This is a genomic window from Streptomyces sp. NBC_00433 (assembly GCA_036015235.1).
In the GTDB taxonomy this organism is placed as follows: domain Bacteria; phylum Actinomycetota; class Actinomycetes; order Streptomycetales; family Streptomycetaceae; genus Actinacidiphila.
In genome coordinates this window covers 3,464,924-3,480,577 of sequence record CP107926.1, presented here as the reverse complement: position 1 = coordinate 3,480,577, position 15,654 = coordinate 3,464,924, and the positions used below count along the sequence as shown (strand labels likewise).

Here is a 15,654-nt window from a genome sequence, read left to right as displayed (position 1 = left end):
TACTAGGTGCGGGCATCGACGACGCCGCGCTCCCGCGCGAGATGAGCCCTATCGAGGAGGAACGACAGCGTGACCTACGTCATCGCGCAGCCTTGTGTCGACGTCAAGGACAAGGCGTGCATCGAAGAGTGCCCGGTCGACTGCATCTACGAGGGCTCCCGGTCCTTGTACATCCACCCGGACGAATGTGTCGACTGCGGCGCGTGTGAGCCGGTCTGCCCGGTGGAGGCCATCTTCTACGAGGACGACACCCCGGAGGAGTGGAAGGACTACTACAAGGCGAATGTCGAGTTCTTCGACGAGCTGGGCTCGCCCGGCGGCGCGTCCAAGCTCGGCCTGATCGAGCGCGACCACCCCTTCATCGCCGAGCTGTCTCCGCAGAACCAGTAACGCAAGCCGTACGCACCAGGCAAGCAGCGGAGCGCGCCCCTGCCCAAGGCGTTCTCCGCCACGGCCCCGTACGCCGCAGCGCCGTACGGGGCCGTGGCGTACGGGCAGAGTGAGAGTGTGAGCACGTGAGTATTTCCGCCCGCCTGCCGGTCTTTCCCTGGGACCGCCTGGAGCCGTACAAGGCGGCGGCCGCCGCGCACCCCGAGGGCGTCGTCGACCTGTCGGTCGGCACCCCGGTGGACCCGGTGCCCGAGGTGATCAGGCAGGCGCTCACCGCCGCCGCCGACAGCCCCGGCTATCCGCTGACGTACGGCACCGCCGCGCTGCGGGAGGCCGCCGCGGGCTACCTGCGCACCTGGCACGGGGTCTCCGGCGCCGACCCGCGGCATGTGCTGCCGCTGATCGGCTCCAAGGAGCTGGTCGGCTGGCTGCCGACACTGCTCGACCTGCGCGAGGGCGACCAGGTCGGCTATCCGCGGCTGGCCTACCCGACGTACGAGATCGGCGCGCTGATGGCCCGCGCGGAGCCGGTCACCTACGACGACCCGGTCGCCGACCTGGACCCGGCGCGGGTGAAGCTGCTGTGGCTCAACAGCCCCTCCAACCCCACCGGGCGGGTGCTGGCCGCCGCCGAGCTGCGCCGGATCGTCGGCTGGGCGCGCGAGCACGGCATCCTCGTGGTGTCCGACGAGTGCTACATCGAGCTGGGCTGGGAGGGCGAGGAGCCGGTCTCGGTCCTGCACCCGGACGTGTCGGGCGACAGCCACGACGGACTGGTCGCCGTCCACTCGCTGTCCAAGCGGTCCAACTTCGCCGGCTACCGTGGCGCCTTCCTCGCCGGCGACCCCGCGGTCGTCGCGGAGCTGCTCGCGGTCCGCAAGCACGCCGGCATGATCGTGCCGCAGCCCGTCCAGGCCGCGATGGCCGCCGCCCTCGGCGACCGCGCCCACGCGGTCGAGCAGAAGGAGCGCTACGCCCGCCGCCGCACCGCCCTGCGCACCGCGCTGGAGGCGGCCGGCTTCCGCATCGAGCACAGCGAGGCCAGCCTCTACCTGTGGGCGACCCGCGGCGAGGGCTGCTGGGAGACGGTGGCCGACCTGGCCAAGCGCGGCATCCTCGTCGCCCCCGGCGACTTCTACGGCCCCGCGGGCGCCGACTTCGTCCGCGTCGCCCTGACGGCGACCGACGAGCGCGTCGCGGCGGCGGTGGGCAGGCTCGCCGCCTGACGGCCGCACACACCGAGGGGCCGGGAGCGCTGCGCTCCCGGCCCCTTTTGCTTCTGCGCGCCTCAGCCCAGGGGGAGGGCCTTCAGGGGGAGCTGGTCGGCGGGGAGGGCGCCCGTGTTGGGCAGGGCGCCGGCGACCGGGAGGGACTCGGCGGTCGCACCGACGATACTGCCGGCCGCGTCGGTGGCCTGTGCGGCGCTCTGCTGGGCCGGGGCCGCGGTCCTGCCCGCGGTGCCGGCGATACGCCCGGCCGCGGGGAGGGCGGTCCTGGCGGCCTGGGTGCCGCTCCGGGTGGCGAGCCCGGCGGCGTGCTGCGACGTGCCGTCGACGGTGGAGCCCAGCTCGGCGCCGTCCAGGGTGGTGAGTCCGCCCACGGCCTGCTGGGGCGCGGCGGCGTGCGCGGCGCCCGCACCGATCAGGGGCGCGGCGGCGGCACCGAGCAGCAGAGCGGCCTGGGCGAAGCGGCGCGTGAGGGTGAGGGACATGGTGCTCCTTGCGGCGAGTGTCTTCATGGGGTCTGCAACAACGCCGTGACTATCGGCGGACACGCCGGAAGGTTGCGGCCGCACGAGGTAAAGAATGGGCAATGCGTCGCATAATAGTCATCCGACACATCGGATATAACGGACAGCTGATATGACTGGCGATCACGCTGAAAAAACGTCACATCCCTGATGGCGCAAGGGAATCGCCTCCCGGTGGCGGTGCATTGCCACGCCGTTCGTCCATTGCCCCGGAAAACCCCGCCCGGGTGAGAACACGCACTACTGCGCGACGGTGATCCGTACGAATCCGCCGCCGGCGCCGTCGGCATCGCCGCCCGCGTCCTCGGCCGCCTTCCGCCAGCCGCTGCCGGAGTGCGCCGCCTGCCACTGCATGCCCGCGAAGGACACCGCCGAGACCTTCAGGTCGTGCGCGTGCGCCACCGACCACTGCGCCAGCTGCCAGCCCCGCCGCATCGTGTCGCCGGACGTCCCGCCGCCCGCGGGCGCCGCCGCCACGCTCACCGTGAGAGCCGGCTCCCCGGCCGTCTTCGGCCGCGTCCTCATACCGAACTCCCGCTTCAGCTCGGTGGCCACCAGCGCCGGGTCACCCGGCGCCCCGCCCGCGCTGTCCGCCTTGTCCGCGCCGGTCGTACAGCTCAGCGCACCGGCCTTGCGGCCGACCAGGGCCGCGGCCAGCATCGTGGCGTCCGCCTCGTGCTTGGCATACGCCTGCGGGTAGCCGCTCCGCTGCACCTTCTGGGCGGCGACGGTCAGGGGCAGCCGGGAGTAGCCGTCGATCTTGACCAGGCGGTCGTAGAAGGCGTTCGTCGAATACACCGGGTCGAGCACCTGCTGCCGGGTGCCCCAGCCCTGCGAGGGGCGCTGCTGGAAGAGGCCGAGCGAGTCGCGGTCGCCGTGGTCCAGGTTGTCGAGCCGCGACTCCTGCAAGGCGGTCGCCAGCGCTATCGTGACGGCCCGCTCCGGCAGGCCGCGCGCCGTCGCCACCGCGGCGATGGTCGCGGCGTTCGCCGCCTGGGACTGCGTCAGCTTGAGCGTGTCGTCGTCCGACCGCACCATGCAGGCGGCCGCCTGGGGTGACTTCCCACTCAGGTGGTACGCGACGAACGCGGCTGCCGCGAGCAGCAGCAGCGCGGTCAGCGCGCGGGCCGCGCGCCTCTTCCGCGGACGGTTCCTTTTGCCCCCGGAAGAGGCGCCTGACGTGGCCACCAGCCGAGCGTACCGGCTCCCCGCCGGGCCCTTGAGGTCCTGCCCCTTGCGGCTGGCGGTCCGCTTTCCCCCGGCGGGCGGCTTGCCGCTCCGTTCTCCCCCAGCGCTTCGCCTGGGGGTACCCCCCCACGCGCCCCTGGGGTGCCGCCCCTTGCGGTGCGTCACTTGCCTGCGCGTACGTCGTGGCTTGTTTCGCAGTTCCCCGAGCCCCTGGGCGGGTGCCCCCTGCGGTCGCGTTGCTTTCTTTCCCGCCTCTTCGGCGGGGCGCGCAGTTCCCCGCGCCCCTTTTGGCCTGCGTCCTCCTACGCCCAGCGTTCGCCCCTGCCAGGGGCCTCCCCCTCTGGGCGGAGGGTGACCGTTTTTCAGGGGCGCGTGGGGGTGCCCCCAGGCGGAGCGCTGGGGGAGAACGAAGCGCACCGCCACCGCGGACCGCAACTGTGAACGCAACAGGACGAGGCACCCACCCAGGGGGCGCGTGGGGGTACCCCCAGGCGGAGCGCTGGGGGAGAACGGAGCGGCAACCCGCCACCAGGTGGCAGCCGAGGGACGCACCGCAAGGGGCACGGGCCAACCCCGGGGCGCGGAGCGCCTAGAGTGCGGAGGTATGGGACGCGGACTTGACCTCAAGACAGATGTGGCCGTCCTGACGGCAACCCTCGTGGACGTGCCGTCGGTGAGCCGCACCGAAAAGCAGCTCGCCGACCTCATCGAGCACGCGCTGCAAGCGCACCCGCACCTGACCGTGGACCGCGACGGCGACGCGGTGGTCGCCAGAACGCGTTTCGGCCGGGCCGAGCGCGTCGTGCTGGCGGGCCACATCGACACCGTCCCGATCGCGGACAACCTGCCCTCCCGGCTGGACGCCGACGGCGTGCTGTGGGGCTGCGGCACCAGCGACATGAAGGCGGGCGTCGCGGTGCAGCTGCGGCTGGCCGCGGCCCTGGACGACGCCAACCGCGACCTCACCTTCGTCTTCTACGACGCCGAGGAGATCGCCGCCGACTTCAACGGGTTGAAGCGGCTGGTCGAGCGGCACCCGGACTGGCTCGCGGGCGACTTCGCCGTGCTGATGGAGCCGACCGGCGGCCGGGTGGACGGCGGCTGCCAGGGGACGCTGCGGGTGCGGGTCGAGACGACCGGGCGCCGGGCGCACTCCGCACGCAGCTGGCTGGGGGAGAACGCGATCCACAAGGCCGCCCCGATCCTGGCGCGGCTCGCCGCGTACGAACCGCGCCGGGTGGAGATCGACGGGCTGACGTATCCCGAGGGGCTGAACGCCGTCATGATCGAGGGCGGGCACGCGGGGAATGTGATTCCCGACACGTGCGCGGTCACCGTGAACTACCGCTTCTCGCCGGATCAGAGCGAAGCGGAGGCGCTGGACCGGGTGCGTGACGTCTTCGAGGGCTTCGACGTGGTGCTCACCGACAGCGCGCCCGGGGCGCTGCCGGGGCTGTCGCATCCGGCGGCCGCCGCCTTCGTGGCGGCGATCGGTACCGCCCCCGCGGCCAAGGAGGCGTGGACGGACGTGGCCCGCTTCTCCGCGCTGGGGATTCCCGCGGTCAACTACGGCCCCGGCGACCCGACGCTGGCGCACACCCGCGAGGAGCATGTGGAGGTCGAGGCGATCCGCGAGGCGGAACGCAAGCTGACCGCCTGGCTCACCGGCTGACGCGGATCACCCGTTCGGCAGGCAACCGAACTGGGGTGCGCACGGGTCCTTCCTCCCGGCATGGTTGATCGGATACGTCCGGTTCTGGATGGGGGAGGGACACCACGTCGTGGGACTGACCAGTGGCTGGTTCGCCGCACTGCTCGTCGCGGCCGCGGTGGCCTCGGTGGCCGGTGCGGTGCTGCTGTGGCCGCGGGTGCGCGGGCCGCGCCCGCTGCGGTCGGCCCTGCGGGTCGGCATGATCGTGGTGTGCCAGATCACCGCCATATTGGTGGTGATGGTGACGGTGAACAACGAGAACGGCTTCTACGCCTCGTGGGACGACCTGCTGGGCAATGCCAATTCCGGCGGCGCGAGCCGGCCCGGCGCCCAGGGCGGCCCCCCGGCGCCCGCGGTGCCGGACTACTCGGTGAAGTTCGCCTCGTATTCGCAGGGCTTCGAGCGGGCCACGGTCCACGGCTGGGACAGCGGCACGAAGGGCGATGTGATCGTCTGGCTGCCGCCGCAGTATGCGAAGCCGGAGTTCGCGCACACGCGCTTCCCGGTCATCGAGGTGCTGCACGGCATCCCCGGCACCCCGCACAGCTTCCTGCGCGGGATGCGGCTCGGCCGGATCATGCAGGACCAGATCAGCGCGGGCCGCGCGGAGCCGGCGATCCTGGTGCTGCCCACCATCACGCCCGACCGGGTCAACACCGGCTGCGCGGACGTCGAGGGCAGGAGCAAGGTCGAGACCTGGCTCACCGACGACGTGGTGCAGACGATCTCGCACAATTTCCGTACGCTGCCGGCGCCCCGCGGCTGGGCGGTGATGGGCATATCGACCGGCGGCTACTGCGCGGCCCGGCTGGCGCTGGAACACCCCGAGACCTTCGCCGCGGGCGCCGCGCTGGCGCCCGACGACCCGTCGAAGGGGGTGCGCTCACCGCTGTGGCTGGCCCGCAACACGCATCCGGACACGCGGCTGCTGGTGGAGTCGAGCCTGCAGGACCGGGAGAGCCCGCCGAAGTTCGCCGACTGGATCACCGGCGCCGCGCAGGCGCCCACGGAGGTCAGCACCCTGGAGCTGAACAACGGCGGGCACAACTGGAACACCTGGGGCCGGATGTTCCCTGACGCCTTCACCTGGGTGAGCGCCCGCCTCGAAGCACCGCGGGCGGTGCCTTTGGCGCCGTCGGCGGCACCCTGATGCGTAGGCTGCCGATATGACAGAAGCACGAGGCGTCCCGGGAGACGCCCAGGAGGCCGCGGCGGCGGCGAACGCGGCGGCGGAGGAGCTGCCGTACGGCAAGGGCTGGCCGGAGCGGCACACAGGACCGGTCGTGCGGCGGCGCGGGCAGGTGCTGACCGGCACCACCGACCAGCGGCTGCTGGACAGCCACGGCCCGTCCGACTGGGTCCACGGCGACCCGTGGCGGGTCATGCGCATCCAGTCCGAATTCGTCGAGGGCTTCGGCGCACTGGCCGAACTGGGCCCGGCGGTCAGCGTCTTCGGCTCCGCCCGCACCCCGGTGGACTCGCGCGAGTACGAAGCCGGCGTCCGTATCGGCCGGGCGTTGACCGAGGCCGGCTTCGCGGTGATCACCGGCGGCGGCCCCGGCGCGATGGAGGCCGCCAACAAGGGCGCGCTGGAGGCCGGCGGGGTGTCGGTGGGACTCGGCATCGAGCTGCCCTTCGAGCAGGGCCTCAACCCCTACGTCGACATCGGCGTGAACTTCCGCTACTTCTTCGTCCGCAAGACGATGTTCGTGAAGTACGCCCGCGGCTTCGTCGTGCTGCCCGGCGGCTTCGGCACCCTGGACGAGCTGTTCGAGGCGCTGACCCTCGTGCAGACCAAGAAGGTCACCCGCTTCCCGATCGTGCTGTTCGGCAGCGAATACTGGGGCGGCCTGATCCAGTGGATCCGCGGCAGCCTGGTCACCGAGGGCAAGGCGTCGGCGGCCGACCTGGAGCTCTTCCATGTCACCGACGACGTGGAGGAAGCGGTTGAGCGGGTCACGAAGGAGAGCGCCTGACCGGTCCGCCCGGACCGCTACGCCAGTCCGCGGCGGGCGACCGCCGGCGGGCGGTGGCCGGCGATGGAGGCCACCATCTCCAGCACCTGCCGGGTCTCGGCGACCTCGTGCACCCGGTAGACCTGGGCGCCGAGCCACGCCGAGACCGCCGTGGTCGCCAGTGTGCCGATGAGCCGCTCCTTGACCGGGCGGTCCAGCGTCTCGCCGACGAAGTCCTTGTTCGACAGCGACACCAGCACCGGCCAGCCCGTCGCCGCCATCTCCGGCAGACGGCGGGTCGCCTCCAGCGAATGCCGGGTGTTCTTGCCGAAGTCGTGCCCCGGGTCGATCATGATCGCGTCCCTGCGCACCCCGAGGCCCGCGGCCCGCTCGGCGAGCCCGCAGGTCACCCGCAGGATGTCGGCCATCACATCGTCGTAGCCGACCCGGTGCGGCCGGGTCCGCGGCCGCGCGCCGCCCGCGTGCGTGCAGACCAGGCCCACGCCGTGCCTGGCGGCCACCTCGGCGAGCTCGGGGTCGACCCCGCCCCACGCGTCGTTCAGCAGGTCCGCGCCGGCCGCGCACACCGCCTCGCCGACCTCGTGCCGCCAGGTGTCGACGCTGATCACCACGTCCGGGTGGCGGCGGCGCACCTCGCCGACGAAGGCGGCCGTGCGCCGGATCTCCTCGGCCGCCGACACCTCGGCGCCGGGGCCCGCCTTCACCCCGCCGATGTCGATGATCGCGGCCCCCTCGGCGACCGCGAGCGCGACCCGTTCCAGAGCGGGTTCGTCGGTGAAGGTGGCGCCCTGGTCGTAGAACGAATCGGGCGTACGGTTCACGATCGCCATGATCACCGGCTCCCTTTCGCCGAATTCCCGGGTGCCCAGCCGAAGTGCCACTGCCGCTCCTCATCTCAGACTCATGCGATCGTGGCACGATCGTGCCTGACATGGACGGCCTGACAATGTACGGCAGGCCCTGAGGCCGGACTCCGGGAGATCGACTTGTTCTGGTTCATGCTCATCGCGCTGGTCGCGGTGGTCGCCGCGGTGGCAATGGCCGTACTGGGCGAAGCCGGCCCGCTGCGGGACGCCGGCACCGACCGGCTGGACGACCGGCTGCCCGCCGACCGCCCGGTGATCCGCACGGACATCGACGCGGTGCGGCTGCCGACGGCGGTACGCGGCTACCGCATGCTCGACGTCGACGAGGTCCTCGACCGGCTCGGCGCGGAGCTGGCCGAGCGGGACGCGCGGATCGCCGAGCTGGAGTCGTCGCTTGCGGGCGCGCACGCGCACGACTCGACGATGTCCCTGGCCAAGGAGGAGCAGCCGCCGGGCACCTCCTCAGAGGACCCGGGCCGCGGGTACGCGGGCGGCGCGGGTGAGTGAGCCCGGCGGTGTCGTGATCGGCGAGGACGGGGTCGCCCGCTGCCCGTGGGGCCTGTCCACCCCGGACTACGTCGCCTATCACGACCAGGAGTGGGGCCGGCCCGTGCACGGCGACGACGCGCTCTTCGAGCGGGTGTGCCTTGAGGCCTTCCAGTCCGGCCTGTCCTGGATCACGATCCTGCGCCGCCGGGAGACCTTCAGGGCGGCCTTCAAGGGCTTCGCGATCGACGCGGTGGCGTCCTTCACGGACGCGGACCGGGAGCGGCTGCTGGCCGACCCCGGGATCATCCGCAACCGCGCCAAGGTCGACGCGTCGATCGCCAACGCGCTGGCCGCGCAGGCGCTGCGGGACGAGGGCGGCCTCGACGCCCTGGTCTGGTCCTTCGCCCCCGATCCCGCGACCAGGCCGGCCCCCCGCACCACCGCCGACGTCCCGCCGGTCTCCCCGGAGTCCGCGGCCCTTGCCAAGGCCCTCAAGTCCCACGGCTTCCGCTTCGTCGGCCCCACCACGGCCTACGCCCTGATGCAGGCCTGCGGCCTGGTCAACGACCACCTGGCGGACTGCTCGGCGCGCTGAGCAGTCCGGACAGGCCCGCAAGGGGCGTGCTCCTTGCGACCGGCGGATCAGCGGCCCGTATAAACAGCGGGTCGCTTGGCCAGGAAGGCGGAGACGGCCTCGCGGTGGTCCGCGGAGGCACCGGCGGCGACCTGGAGCTCCCCCTCCCGCTCCAGCGCCTCCGGCAGGGAGCGGGTCGCGGAGTGCGCGAGGGCCGCCTTGATCGAGGCGTAGGCCAGCGTCGGGCCCGCCGCCAGCCGCCGGGCGACGGCGAGCGCCTCGGCCGGCAGGTCGGCCGCCGGCACCACCCGGTTCGCGATGCCGAGGTCGGCCGCCTCGGCGGCCGGGATCGCCCGCGGGAAGAGCAGCAGGTCCGAGGCCCGCGAGTGCCCCACGAGCCGGGGGAGGGTCCAGGAGACCCCCGAGTCCGTGGACAGGGCCACGCCCGCGAAGGACGTGTTGAAGGACGCGGTGTCCGCGACCACCCGGAAGTCGGCGGCGAAGGCGAAGCCGGCACCGGCGCCCGCGGCGACCCCGTTCACCCCGGCGACCACCGGCTTCGGCATCGTCGCGATGGCCAGTGTGATGGGGTTGTAGTGCTCGGCGACCGTGGTCATGCCGCCGCCCGCCTCCAGGATCGCCACATGCTCCTTGAGGTCCTGGCCGACGCAGAAGGCCCGCCCGCCGCCGGTCAGCAGCACCGCCCTGACCGCCTCGTCGGCGCCCGCCGCCCGCAGGGCGTCCCGCAGTGCCGCCTTGGTGGCGGTGTCGAGCGCGTTCATCGCCTCGGGGCGGTTGAGGGTGACGGTGGCGAGCCCGTCGGACACCTCGTACAGCACGCTGTCGGCCATGGCGGTAACCCCTTCGTCGCGGCAATGGTCCTGGCCAGAATGCCGGACCCGCGGACCGGAGGTCATGTGACCTACGTCAAGTGTTTTCCCGTGCCGCCGAAGGCCCGGCGCCGTGCACCGCACGGCCCGCGCGGCGAATTGACAGGTTTTGCGGATGTCGATTGTGGAACGGAGTGCCACCGCTGTTGGTCATCGGGCAGGTGGATGCGGGATAATGGCCGAGAACCAATGTGTTCGAGTCCGAGCTGGTTTCAGGAAGGGGAACGAGCATGGCGGCCATGAAGCCGCGGACGGGTGACGGCCCGCTCGAGGTGACCAAGGAGGGGCGGAGCATTATTATGCGCGTTCCGCTTGAGGGCGGCGGGCGGCTTGTTGTCGAGCTGACCCCGGACGAGGCGGATGCCCTCGGCGATGCGCTGAAGAAGGCCATCGTCTGAGACCAGCGGTCCCCTGACATCGTCGCGGCCACGTGCTTCATGCGCGTGGCCGCGCACCTTTTTATGCCGCCGGCGAGTTACGGGGGCACTCCGGGCCGCCGGTGCTACGGCCGCCGGACCGCGCACAGCAGGCCGTCGTCGGTGGGGAGCAGCACCGGGGACAGGCGGGTGCTGTCGCGGACGGCCCGCAGCAGTTCGCGCAGGGTCTGCGACTCGGAGTCCTGGTGGTTGGCGTCCAGGGCCCGGCCCTGCGCGAAGGCGCCCTCGAAGCAGACGATCCCGCCGGGGCGCAGCAGCCGCAGCGACTCGTCCAGGTAGTCCAGGTACTCGAGCCGGTCGCCGTCGCAGAAGACCAGGTCGTAGGCGCCGTCGGTGAGGCGGGGCAGGACGTCGAGGGCGGCGCCGGGGATGAAGCGGGCGCGGTTCGCGGCGAAGCCGGCCTCGCGGTAGGCCTCGCGGGCCAGCTGCTGGCGGTCCGGCTCGGTGTCGACGGTGGTCAGCACCCCGTCGTGGCGCATCCCGCGCATCAGGTGGATGCCGGAGACGCCCGTGCCGGTGCCGATCTCGACCACGTATTTCGCGTTGCCCGCGGCGGTGAGCAGCCGCAGCGCCGCACCGGTGCCGGGGGAGACGGGCCGCAGTCCCGACGCGTGCGAGCGGGCCCTCGCGCGTATGAGGGCGTCGTCCTCGGCGACGAAAGCGTCGGCGAACGCCCAGCTCGCCTGCCGGTTGCCGGTAATGGCCCTCTCCTCGTAGCCGAATGTGCCCGATGACCGTTCGTTGACCGTGTGCGGCCCCGCCCGGCGACTGTATCCGTTGCGTCGGGGAACCTGCTGATGGGACCGCGCGTTAGGCACAGCGAAGGCAGACGGGCGGCAGTCCGCGGCGATGGCGCGGGTTCCCGGCCCAGGGGCGGCAGTGGTCTTATCCGGAGCTAACGGGCGAGGTGGATATGGTAGAGGCTCTACTGGACACCACCAGAGCCGACAGGGGAGGTGCGGCTGCGGCCGGTGACCGGAAGGTGCTCACGCGCTTTCGACGGTCGGCCGGACAGCCGAAATCCGTGACCAAGACTGCTGATGACAGTTCACGCGACAACAACTCCTCGACCGCGACATTCGCCACCGACGGGGACCCTCAGGCGTGGACGCCTCCCTCCTGGGAGGAGATCGTCAGTACGCACAGTGCCCGGGTGTACCGGCTGGCCTACCGGCTGACCGGCAACCAGCACGACGCGGAGGACCTCACCCAGGAGGTCTTCGTCCGGGTCTTCCGCTCCCTGTCCACCTACACGCCGGGCACCTTCGAGGGCTGGCTGCACCGCATCACCACCAACCTCTTCCTCGACATGGTGCGGCGGCGCCAGCGCATCCGCTTCGACGCCCTCGGGGACGACGCGGCAGAGCGGCTGCCCAGCCGCGAGCCGTCCCCCGCGCAGCACTTCAACGACACCCACTTCGACGCGGACGTCCAGCAGGCGCTGGACACCCTCGCCCCGGAGTTCAGGGCCGCCGTGGTGCTCTGCGACATCGAGGGGCTGTCGTACGAGGAGATCGCGGCGACGCTGGGCGTGAAGCTGGGCACGGTGCGGAGCCGGATCCACCGCGGCCGCTCCCACCTGCGCAAGGCTCTGGAGCACCGGGCGCCCGGCGCCCGGCAGGTCCCCGCGCTCGCTGCCGCCGTCATCGAACCTGGCCTGGAGGGCGGGAGAGCGTGAGCACCAGCGGTTCCGGCGCACAGCGAGCGCAGCGCACCGCGCCCGCCGAGCAGCACCTGGGCGACCGGCTCGCCGCGTTCGTCGACGGCGAGCTGGCCGACGACGCCCGCGAGCGGGTGCAGTCCCATCTGGCGACCTGTCCGCAGTGCAAGGCGGCCGCCACCGAGCAGCGGCGGCTCAAGAGCGTGGTGGCGGCCTCCGAGCTGCCCGCGATCTCCGCCGGGCTGCTGGCCAGGCTGCAAGGCCTGGCGGCCTGCGGCCCCAAGGACGGCGGTGACGACGGCACCGACGGCCGCGGCGCCCTCCTCGGCGGCCACGACGTCCACGAGGTCCCGCAGGACGGCCGGCGCGGCCCCTTCGACGGCGGCCTGCTCGGCTCGGGGGCCTTCGGCTCCGGCGGCCGGCGCCGTCCTTCCTATTTCGCCCCGGCCCCCGACCTGGTCGCCCCCGGCGACGGCAAGGGCGCCCGCGGCTTCCGTATCCACGAAGTGGCCCGCGGCCTCACCGGTGACCGGCCGGGCGCCGCGAGCCCGCTGGACGGCCCCGCAGACCCCCGTACGGGCGCCGTCACGGCCCCGGCAAGCGCCTCGGCAGCCGCCGCCCAGGCCTCTCGGGGCCGGCGGTTCGCCTTCGCCGCCGCGGGCGCCTTCTCGATGGCCGCCATCGCCATCGGCGGCGCCCTGCCGATGGAGGCCGGTGTCGACGGCAGCGCCCGCCCGGACGACGGGCCCGCGGTCACCCCCTTCAGCGCCGCCAACTCGGTCACCGACACCCACGGCACCACCCCGCGCGACCTGCTCGACGCCCGCGAGGAGCGGCGGCTGCGCCAGGTCAGCGTGGCGCTGCCCGGCGGTCTCGCGTCGGCGGCCTCCGTCGCGTCGGTCACGTCGGTGGCCCTGACCGGCGAGCCGCCCACCCCCGGCGCGTTCCCGGCCGGCGCCTTCGACGCGGGCCGCGCCCCCGCGCTGAACGGCCCCGCGCACGGCCCCGCAGCGGTGCGCTGAGACAGCGCACCGAGACGCGAGCTTCACCGTGCGGCGACGTAGTGTTGGCCGCAGCCACTCCCGCTACGCGCGCGGGGGCAGGTAACGTAAAGTCCGCCGGACTCAGCCCCCCCGGCTGCGGACGTCCCAAGGAGCTGCAAGGTGTTCTTCGACATAGGCCCGCTTGAGCTGGTCGCGCTCGTGGTCCTTGCCGTGCTCGTCTTCGGACCGGACAAGCTCCCGAAGGTCATCCAGGACACGATGGCCTTCATCCGCAAGGTGCGGGAGTTCTCCGACAGCGCCAAAGAGGACATCCGTCGGGAACTGGGCCCGGAGTTCAAGGACTTCGAATTCGAGGACCTCAACCCGAAGACGTTCATCCGCAAGAACCTGATGAGCGACGAGGACGAGTACGGCCTGAAGGAGCTGCGGGACCTGGGCAACAGCCTGGACCTGCGCAAGGAGATGGCCGAGGTCACGGACGCGGTCAACGGTGTGGACACCGCGGCGCCCGCCGCCCGCAAGGCCGGCACCGCCACCGCCGCGGCCGGCGCCGCCGGGTCCGGCACGCCCGACCTGCTGCGCAAGCGCGAGCAGTCGGACGACGACGAGCCGCCGCCGTACGACTCCGACGCGACCTGAGCCCGCGGCCCCTCATACGCCTTCCGAAGTCAACCGGATCAGGGTTTTTCGCCCGATCGGGTGATCATTGTCCATGTGTTCGCCGTCACCCCGCGCTGTTTCTGCCCCCTGACCCACCCAGGGTCGGGCAAGATGGCGAGTCGCCCAGAAGGGCAATGAGGAGGCGCGACCCACATGGAGACGAAGACCGGTTCGGCACAGGGGGCGCTCGACGGCTACTTGATGGCCGACTTCCCGTGGTACGGGCTGGACGAGGCGTTCACCGGACGCCGCTGGCTGCACACGGTCGGGGCGAGCGGAGACGGCACGGTCGAATACGGCTCGATAGGGCACGGTGACGAGCCCACGCTCAAAGCCGACCCTGCCGACGAGACGCTGCGCTTCGCCGTGGTCATGACGGTGGCCCAGCGCCCCGGGCGGCGCACCGCGGACGGCACCGGGCTGCTGGAGGCCACGTCGGTCTCCTCGGCCGCCTGGCTCGCGGGCTCGGGCCTGCTCGCCTGCACCTGGCCCACCACGATGGAGCGGGCGCTCCGCCAGGACTGGCTCGACCAGCAGACCGCGACGGCCTGGGAGCTCGCCGACGACCTCGACGGCTCCGGCTGGGCCGCGCTCACCCTTCCGGTGGACGGCGAGCCGACACCCTTCCACTACCGCGAGTCCGAATACGGCTGGGTCCTCGCGGGCTCGGCCCGCGGCGTCCACCTCGGTGTGTTCGGGCGCGGCATGAGTGCGTACGGGTTGGCCTTGGCGGCCATTCCCGATATCCGCGCGTACGACGGCGGCGCGTAGCGTCTCCCCGGGGGCCGCCCCGCCTGCCCGCGCGGGCCGCCCCCGGACCTTCCGCCGAAGAGGCGGGAAAGGAAGCGACGCACCGCGGGGGGCAGGGGGGAAGCCCCCGGGTCAGAACTTGTTGCGCGGGGTGATGCCCAAGGACAGGCCGGACAGGCCGCGCGCACGCGAGCTGAGCTTCGTGGCGATGGAGCGCAGGGCCACGCCCGCCGGTGAGTCGGGGTGCGCGACAGCGACGGGGCGGCCGTCGTCGCCGCCTTCGCGGAGGCGGACGTCGATCGGGATGCGGCCGAGGACCGGGACCGTGGTGCCCGTCGTGCGGGTGAGGCCCTCGGCGACGCTGTCGCCGCCACCCGTGCCGAAGACGTCGACGATCTCGTCGCAGTGCGGGCACGGCATGCCCGCCATGTTCTCGACGACGCCGACGATCTTCTGGTGGGTCTGGACCGCGATGGAGCCCGCGCGCTCGGCGACCTCCGCGGCGGCCTGCTGGGGGGTGGTCACGACCAGGATCTCCGCGTTGGGGACCAGCTGGGCCACCGAGATCGCGATGTCGCCGGTGCCGGGCGGCAGGTCGAGGAGCAGGACGTCGAGGTCGCCCCAGTAGACGTCGGCGAGGAATTGCTGGAGGGCGCGGTGGAGCATCGGGCCGCGCCAGACCACGGGGGCGTTGCCCGGGGTGAACATGCCGATCGAGATGACCTTCACGCCGTTCGCCGACGGCGGCATGATCATGTTCTCGACCTGCGTGGGGCGCCCTTCCGCGCCCAGCATGCGCGGCACGCTGTGGCCGTAGATGTCCGCGTCCACCACGCCGACCTTCAGGCCGTCCGCTGCCATCGCCGCGGCCAGGTTGACCGTCACCGAGGACTTGCCGACGCCGCCCTTGCCGGAGGCCACCGCGTAGACCCGCGTCAGCGAACCAGGCTGCGCGAAGGGGATCTCCTTCTCGGCCTGGCCGCCGCGCAGCGTGCTCGCCAGCTCGCGGCGCTGCTCGTCGCTCATCACGTCCAGCGTGACCGCGACCGAGGTGACCCCGGGAACGGCCGCCACGGCCGTCGTGACGAGCTCGGTGATGGTGTCCCGCATGGGACAGCCGGACACCGTCAGATAGACGGTGACGGCGACCGTGCCGTCCTCGGAGATGTCCACGGATTTGACCATGCCGAGGTCGGTGATCGGCTTGTGGATCTCCGGGTCGTTCACCGTGCCGAGCGCGGCGCGCACGGCCTCGTCGGTCGGTGTGGCGGTCGGCGTGGTGCCCGAGCCGTACGTGGTGGTAGCCATA

Annotated in this window: 18 protein-coding genes; 12 read left to right on the top strand and 6 right to left on the bottom strand. The window is 72.5% G+C overall.

What is annotated here, in order from left to right:
• Nucleotides 1-69: 69 nt before the first annotated feature.
• Both OG900_14345 and dapC read left to right on the top strand, forming a co-directional pair.
• Nucleotides 70-390, top strand: a complete 321-nt coding sequence (locus OG900_14345; GenBank protein ID WUH91166.1) for a ferredoxin family protein — start codon at nt 70-72, stop codon at nt 388-390.
• Between the two features lie 125 nt (nt 391-515).
• Nucleotides 516-1,616, top strand: coding sequence for a succinyldiaminopimelate transaminase (gene dapC, locus OG900_14340; protein ID WUH91165.1), 1,101 nt, complete (start codon nt 516-518; stop codon nt 1,614-1,616).
• A 62-nt stretch (nt 1,617-1,678) separates the two neighbouring features.
• Here dapC and OG900_14335 read toward each other — a convergent pair whose 3' ends face one another.
• Together OG900_14335 and OG900_14330 are read right to left on the bottom strand one after the other, a co-directional pair.
• Entirely contained in the window at nt 1,679-2,101 is a 423-nt protein-coding gene (locus tag OG900_14335; GenBank protein WUH91164.1) for an ATP-binding protein, read from the bottom strand.
• A 279-nt stretch (nt 2,102-2,380) separates the two neighbouring features.
• The gene (locus OG900_14330) at nt 2,381-3,328 is read right to left on the bottom strand and encodes a hypothetical protein (protein WUH91163.1); all 948 of its coding nucleotides are present in this window, start codon (nt 3,326-3,328) and stop codon (nt 2,381-2,383) included.
• A 604-nt stretch (nt 3,329-3,932) separates the two neighbouring features.
• On the opposite strand from OG900_14330, the gene dapE reads away from it, so the two are divergent.
• The 3 genes from dapE (at nt 3,933) to OG900_14315 (ending at nt 7,015) form a co-directional block, all read left to right on the top strand.
• Entirely contained in the window at nt 3,933-5,000 is a 1,068-nt protein-coding gene (dapE, locus tag OG900_14325) for a succinyl-diaminopimelate desuccinylase (protein ID WUH91162.1), read from the top strand.
• A 109-nt stretch (nt 5,001-5,109) separates the two neighbouring features.
• A complete protein-coding gene (locus OG900_14320) occupies nt 5,110-6,189 on the top strand; it encodes an alpha/beta hydrolase-fold protein (protein WUH91161.1) in 1,080 nt (359 codons plus the stop codon).
• Nucleotides 6,190-6,205: 16 nt separating this feature from the next.
• Entirely contained in the window at nt 6,206-7,015 is an 810-nt protein-coding gene (locus OG900_14315) for a TIGR00730 family Rossman fold protein (GenBank protein ID WUH91160.1), read from the top strand.
• A gap of 17 nt (nt 7,016-7,032) precedes the next feature.
• On the opposite strand, the gene folP is transcribed toward OG900_14315, so the two are convergent.
• On the bottom strand, nt 7,033-7,845 hold the full coding sequence (gene folP / locus OG900_14310; GenBank protein ID WUH95756.1) for a dihydropteroate synthase: 813 nt from the start codon (nt 7,843-7,845) through the stop codon (nt 7,033-7,035).
• A 156-nt stretch (nt 7,846-8,001) separates the two neighbouring features.
• Between folP and OG900_14305 the strand changes: the two genes are divergently transcribed.
• Together OG900_14305 and OG900_14300 are read left to right on the top strand one after the other, a co-directional pair.
• Nucleotides 8,002-8,388 (top strand): DivIVA domain-containing protein, encoded by a 387-nt coding sequence (locus OG900_14305; GenBank protein WUH91159.1) that lies wholly within the window; start codon nt 8,002-8,004, stop codon nt 8,386-8,388.
• 13 nt (nt 8,389-8,401) lie between these two features.
• Nucleotides 8,402-8,965, top strand: coding sequence for a DNA-3-methyladenine glycosylase I (locus OG900_14300; protein ID WUH95755.1), 564 nt, complete (start codon nt 8,402-8,404; stop codon nt 8,963-8,965).
• A 47-nt stretch (nt 8,966-9,012) separates the two neighbouring features.
• Here the strand turns inward: OG900_14300 and OG900_14295 are convergent, their stop codons facing one another.
• The gene (locus OG900_14295) at nt 9,013-9,795 is read right to left on the bottom strand and encodes an enoyl-CoA hydratase-related protein (GenBank protein WUH91158.1); all 783 of its coding nucleotides are present in this window, start codon (nt 9,793-9,795) and stop codon (nt 9,013-9,015) included.
• Nucleotides 9,796-10,064: 269 nt separating this feature from the next.
• On the opposite strand from OG900_14295, the gene OG900_14290 reads away from it, so the two are divergent.
• Complete coding sequence (locus OG900_14290; protein ID WUH91157.1) at nt 10,065-10,232, top strand: DUF3117 domain-containing protein; 168 nt, start codon at nt 10,065-10,067, stop codon at nt 10,230-10,232.
• Nucleotides 10,233-10,336: 104 nt separating this feature from the next.
• Here the strand turns inward: OG900_14290 and OG900_14285 are convergent, their stop codons facing one another.
• Nucleotides 10,337-10,972: an O-methyltransferase gene (locus OG900_14285; protein WUH95754.1), complete on the bottom strand. Its 636-nt coding sequence runs from the start codon at nt 10,970-10,972 to the stop codon at nt 10,337-10,339.
• 212 nt (nt 10,973-11,184) lie between these two features.
• Between OG900_14285 and sigE the strand changes: the two genes are divergently transcribed.
• The 4 genes from sigE (at nt 11,185) to OG900_14265 (ending at nt 14,366) form a co-directional block, all read left to right on the top strand.
• Complete coding sequence (gene sigE, locus OG900_14280) at nt 11,185-11,949, top strand: RNA polymerase sigma factor SigE (GenBank protein ID WUH91156.1); 765 nt, start codon at nt 11,185-11,187, stop codon at nt 11,947-11,949.
• Complete coding sequence (locus OG900_14275) at nt 11,946-12,953, top strand: zf-HC2 domain-containing protein (GenBank protein ID WUH91155.1); 1,008 nt, start codon at nt 11,946-11,948, stop codon at nt 12,951-12,953. The genes sigE and OG900_14275 overlap by 4 nt, the downstream gene beginning before the upstream one ends.
• A gap of 141 nt (nt 12,954-13,094) precedes the next feature.
• Nucleotides 13,095-13,574: a sec-independent translocase gene (locus tag OG900_14270; GenBank protein ID WUH91154.1), complete on the top strand. Its 480-nt coding sequence runs from the start codon at nt 13,095-13,097 to the stop codon at nt 13,572-13,574.
• Nucleotides 13,575-13,748: 174 nt separating this feature from the next.
• Complete coding sequence (locus OG900_14265; protein ID WUH91153.1) at nt 13,749-14,366, top strand: hypothetical protein; 618 nt, start codon at nt 13,749-13,751, stop codon at nt 14,364-14,366.
• A 111-nt stretch (nt 14,367-14,477) separates the two neighbouring features.
• On the opposite strand, the gene OG900_14260 is transcribed toward OG900_14265, so the two are convergent.
• Entirely contained in the window at nt 14,478-15,653 is a 1,176-nt protein-coding gene (locus tag OG900_14260) for an Mrp/NBP35 family ATP-binding protein (protein WUH91152.1), read from the bottom strand.
• Nucleotide 15,654 lies beyond the last annotated feature (1 nt).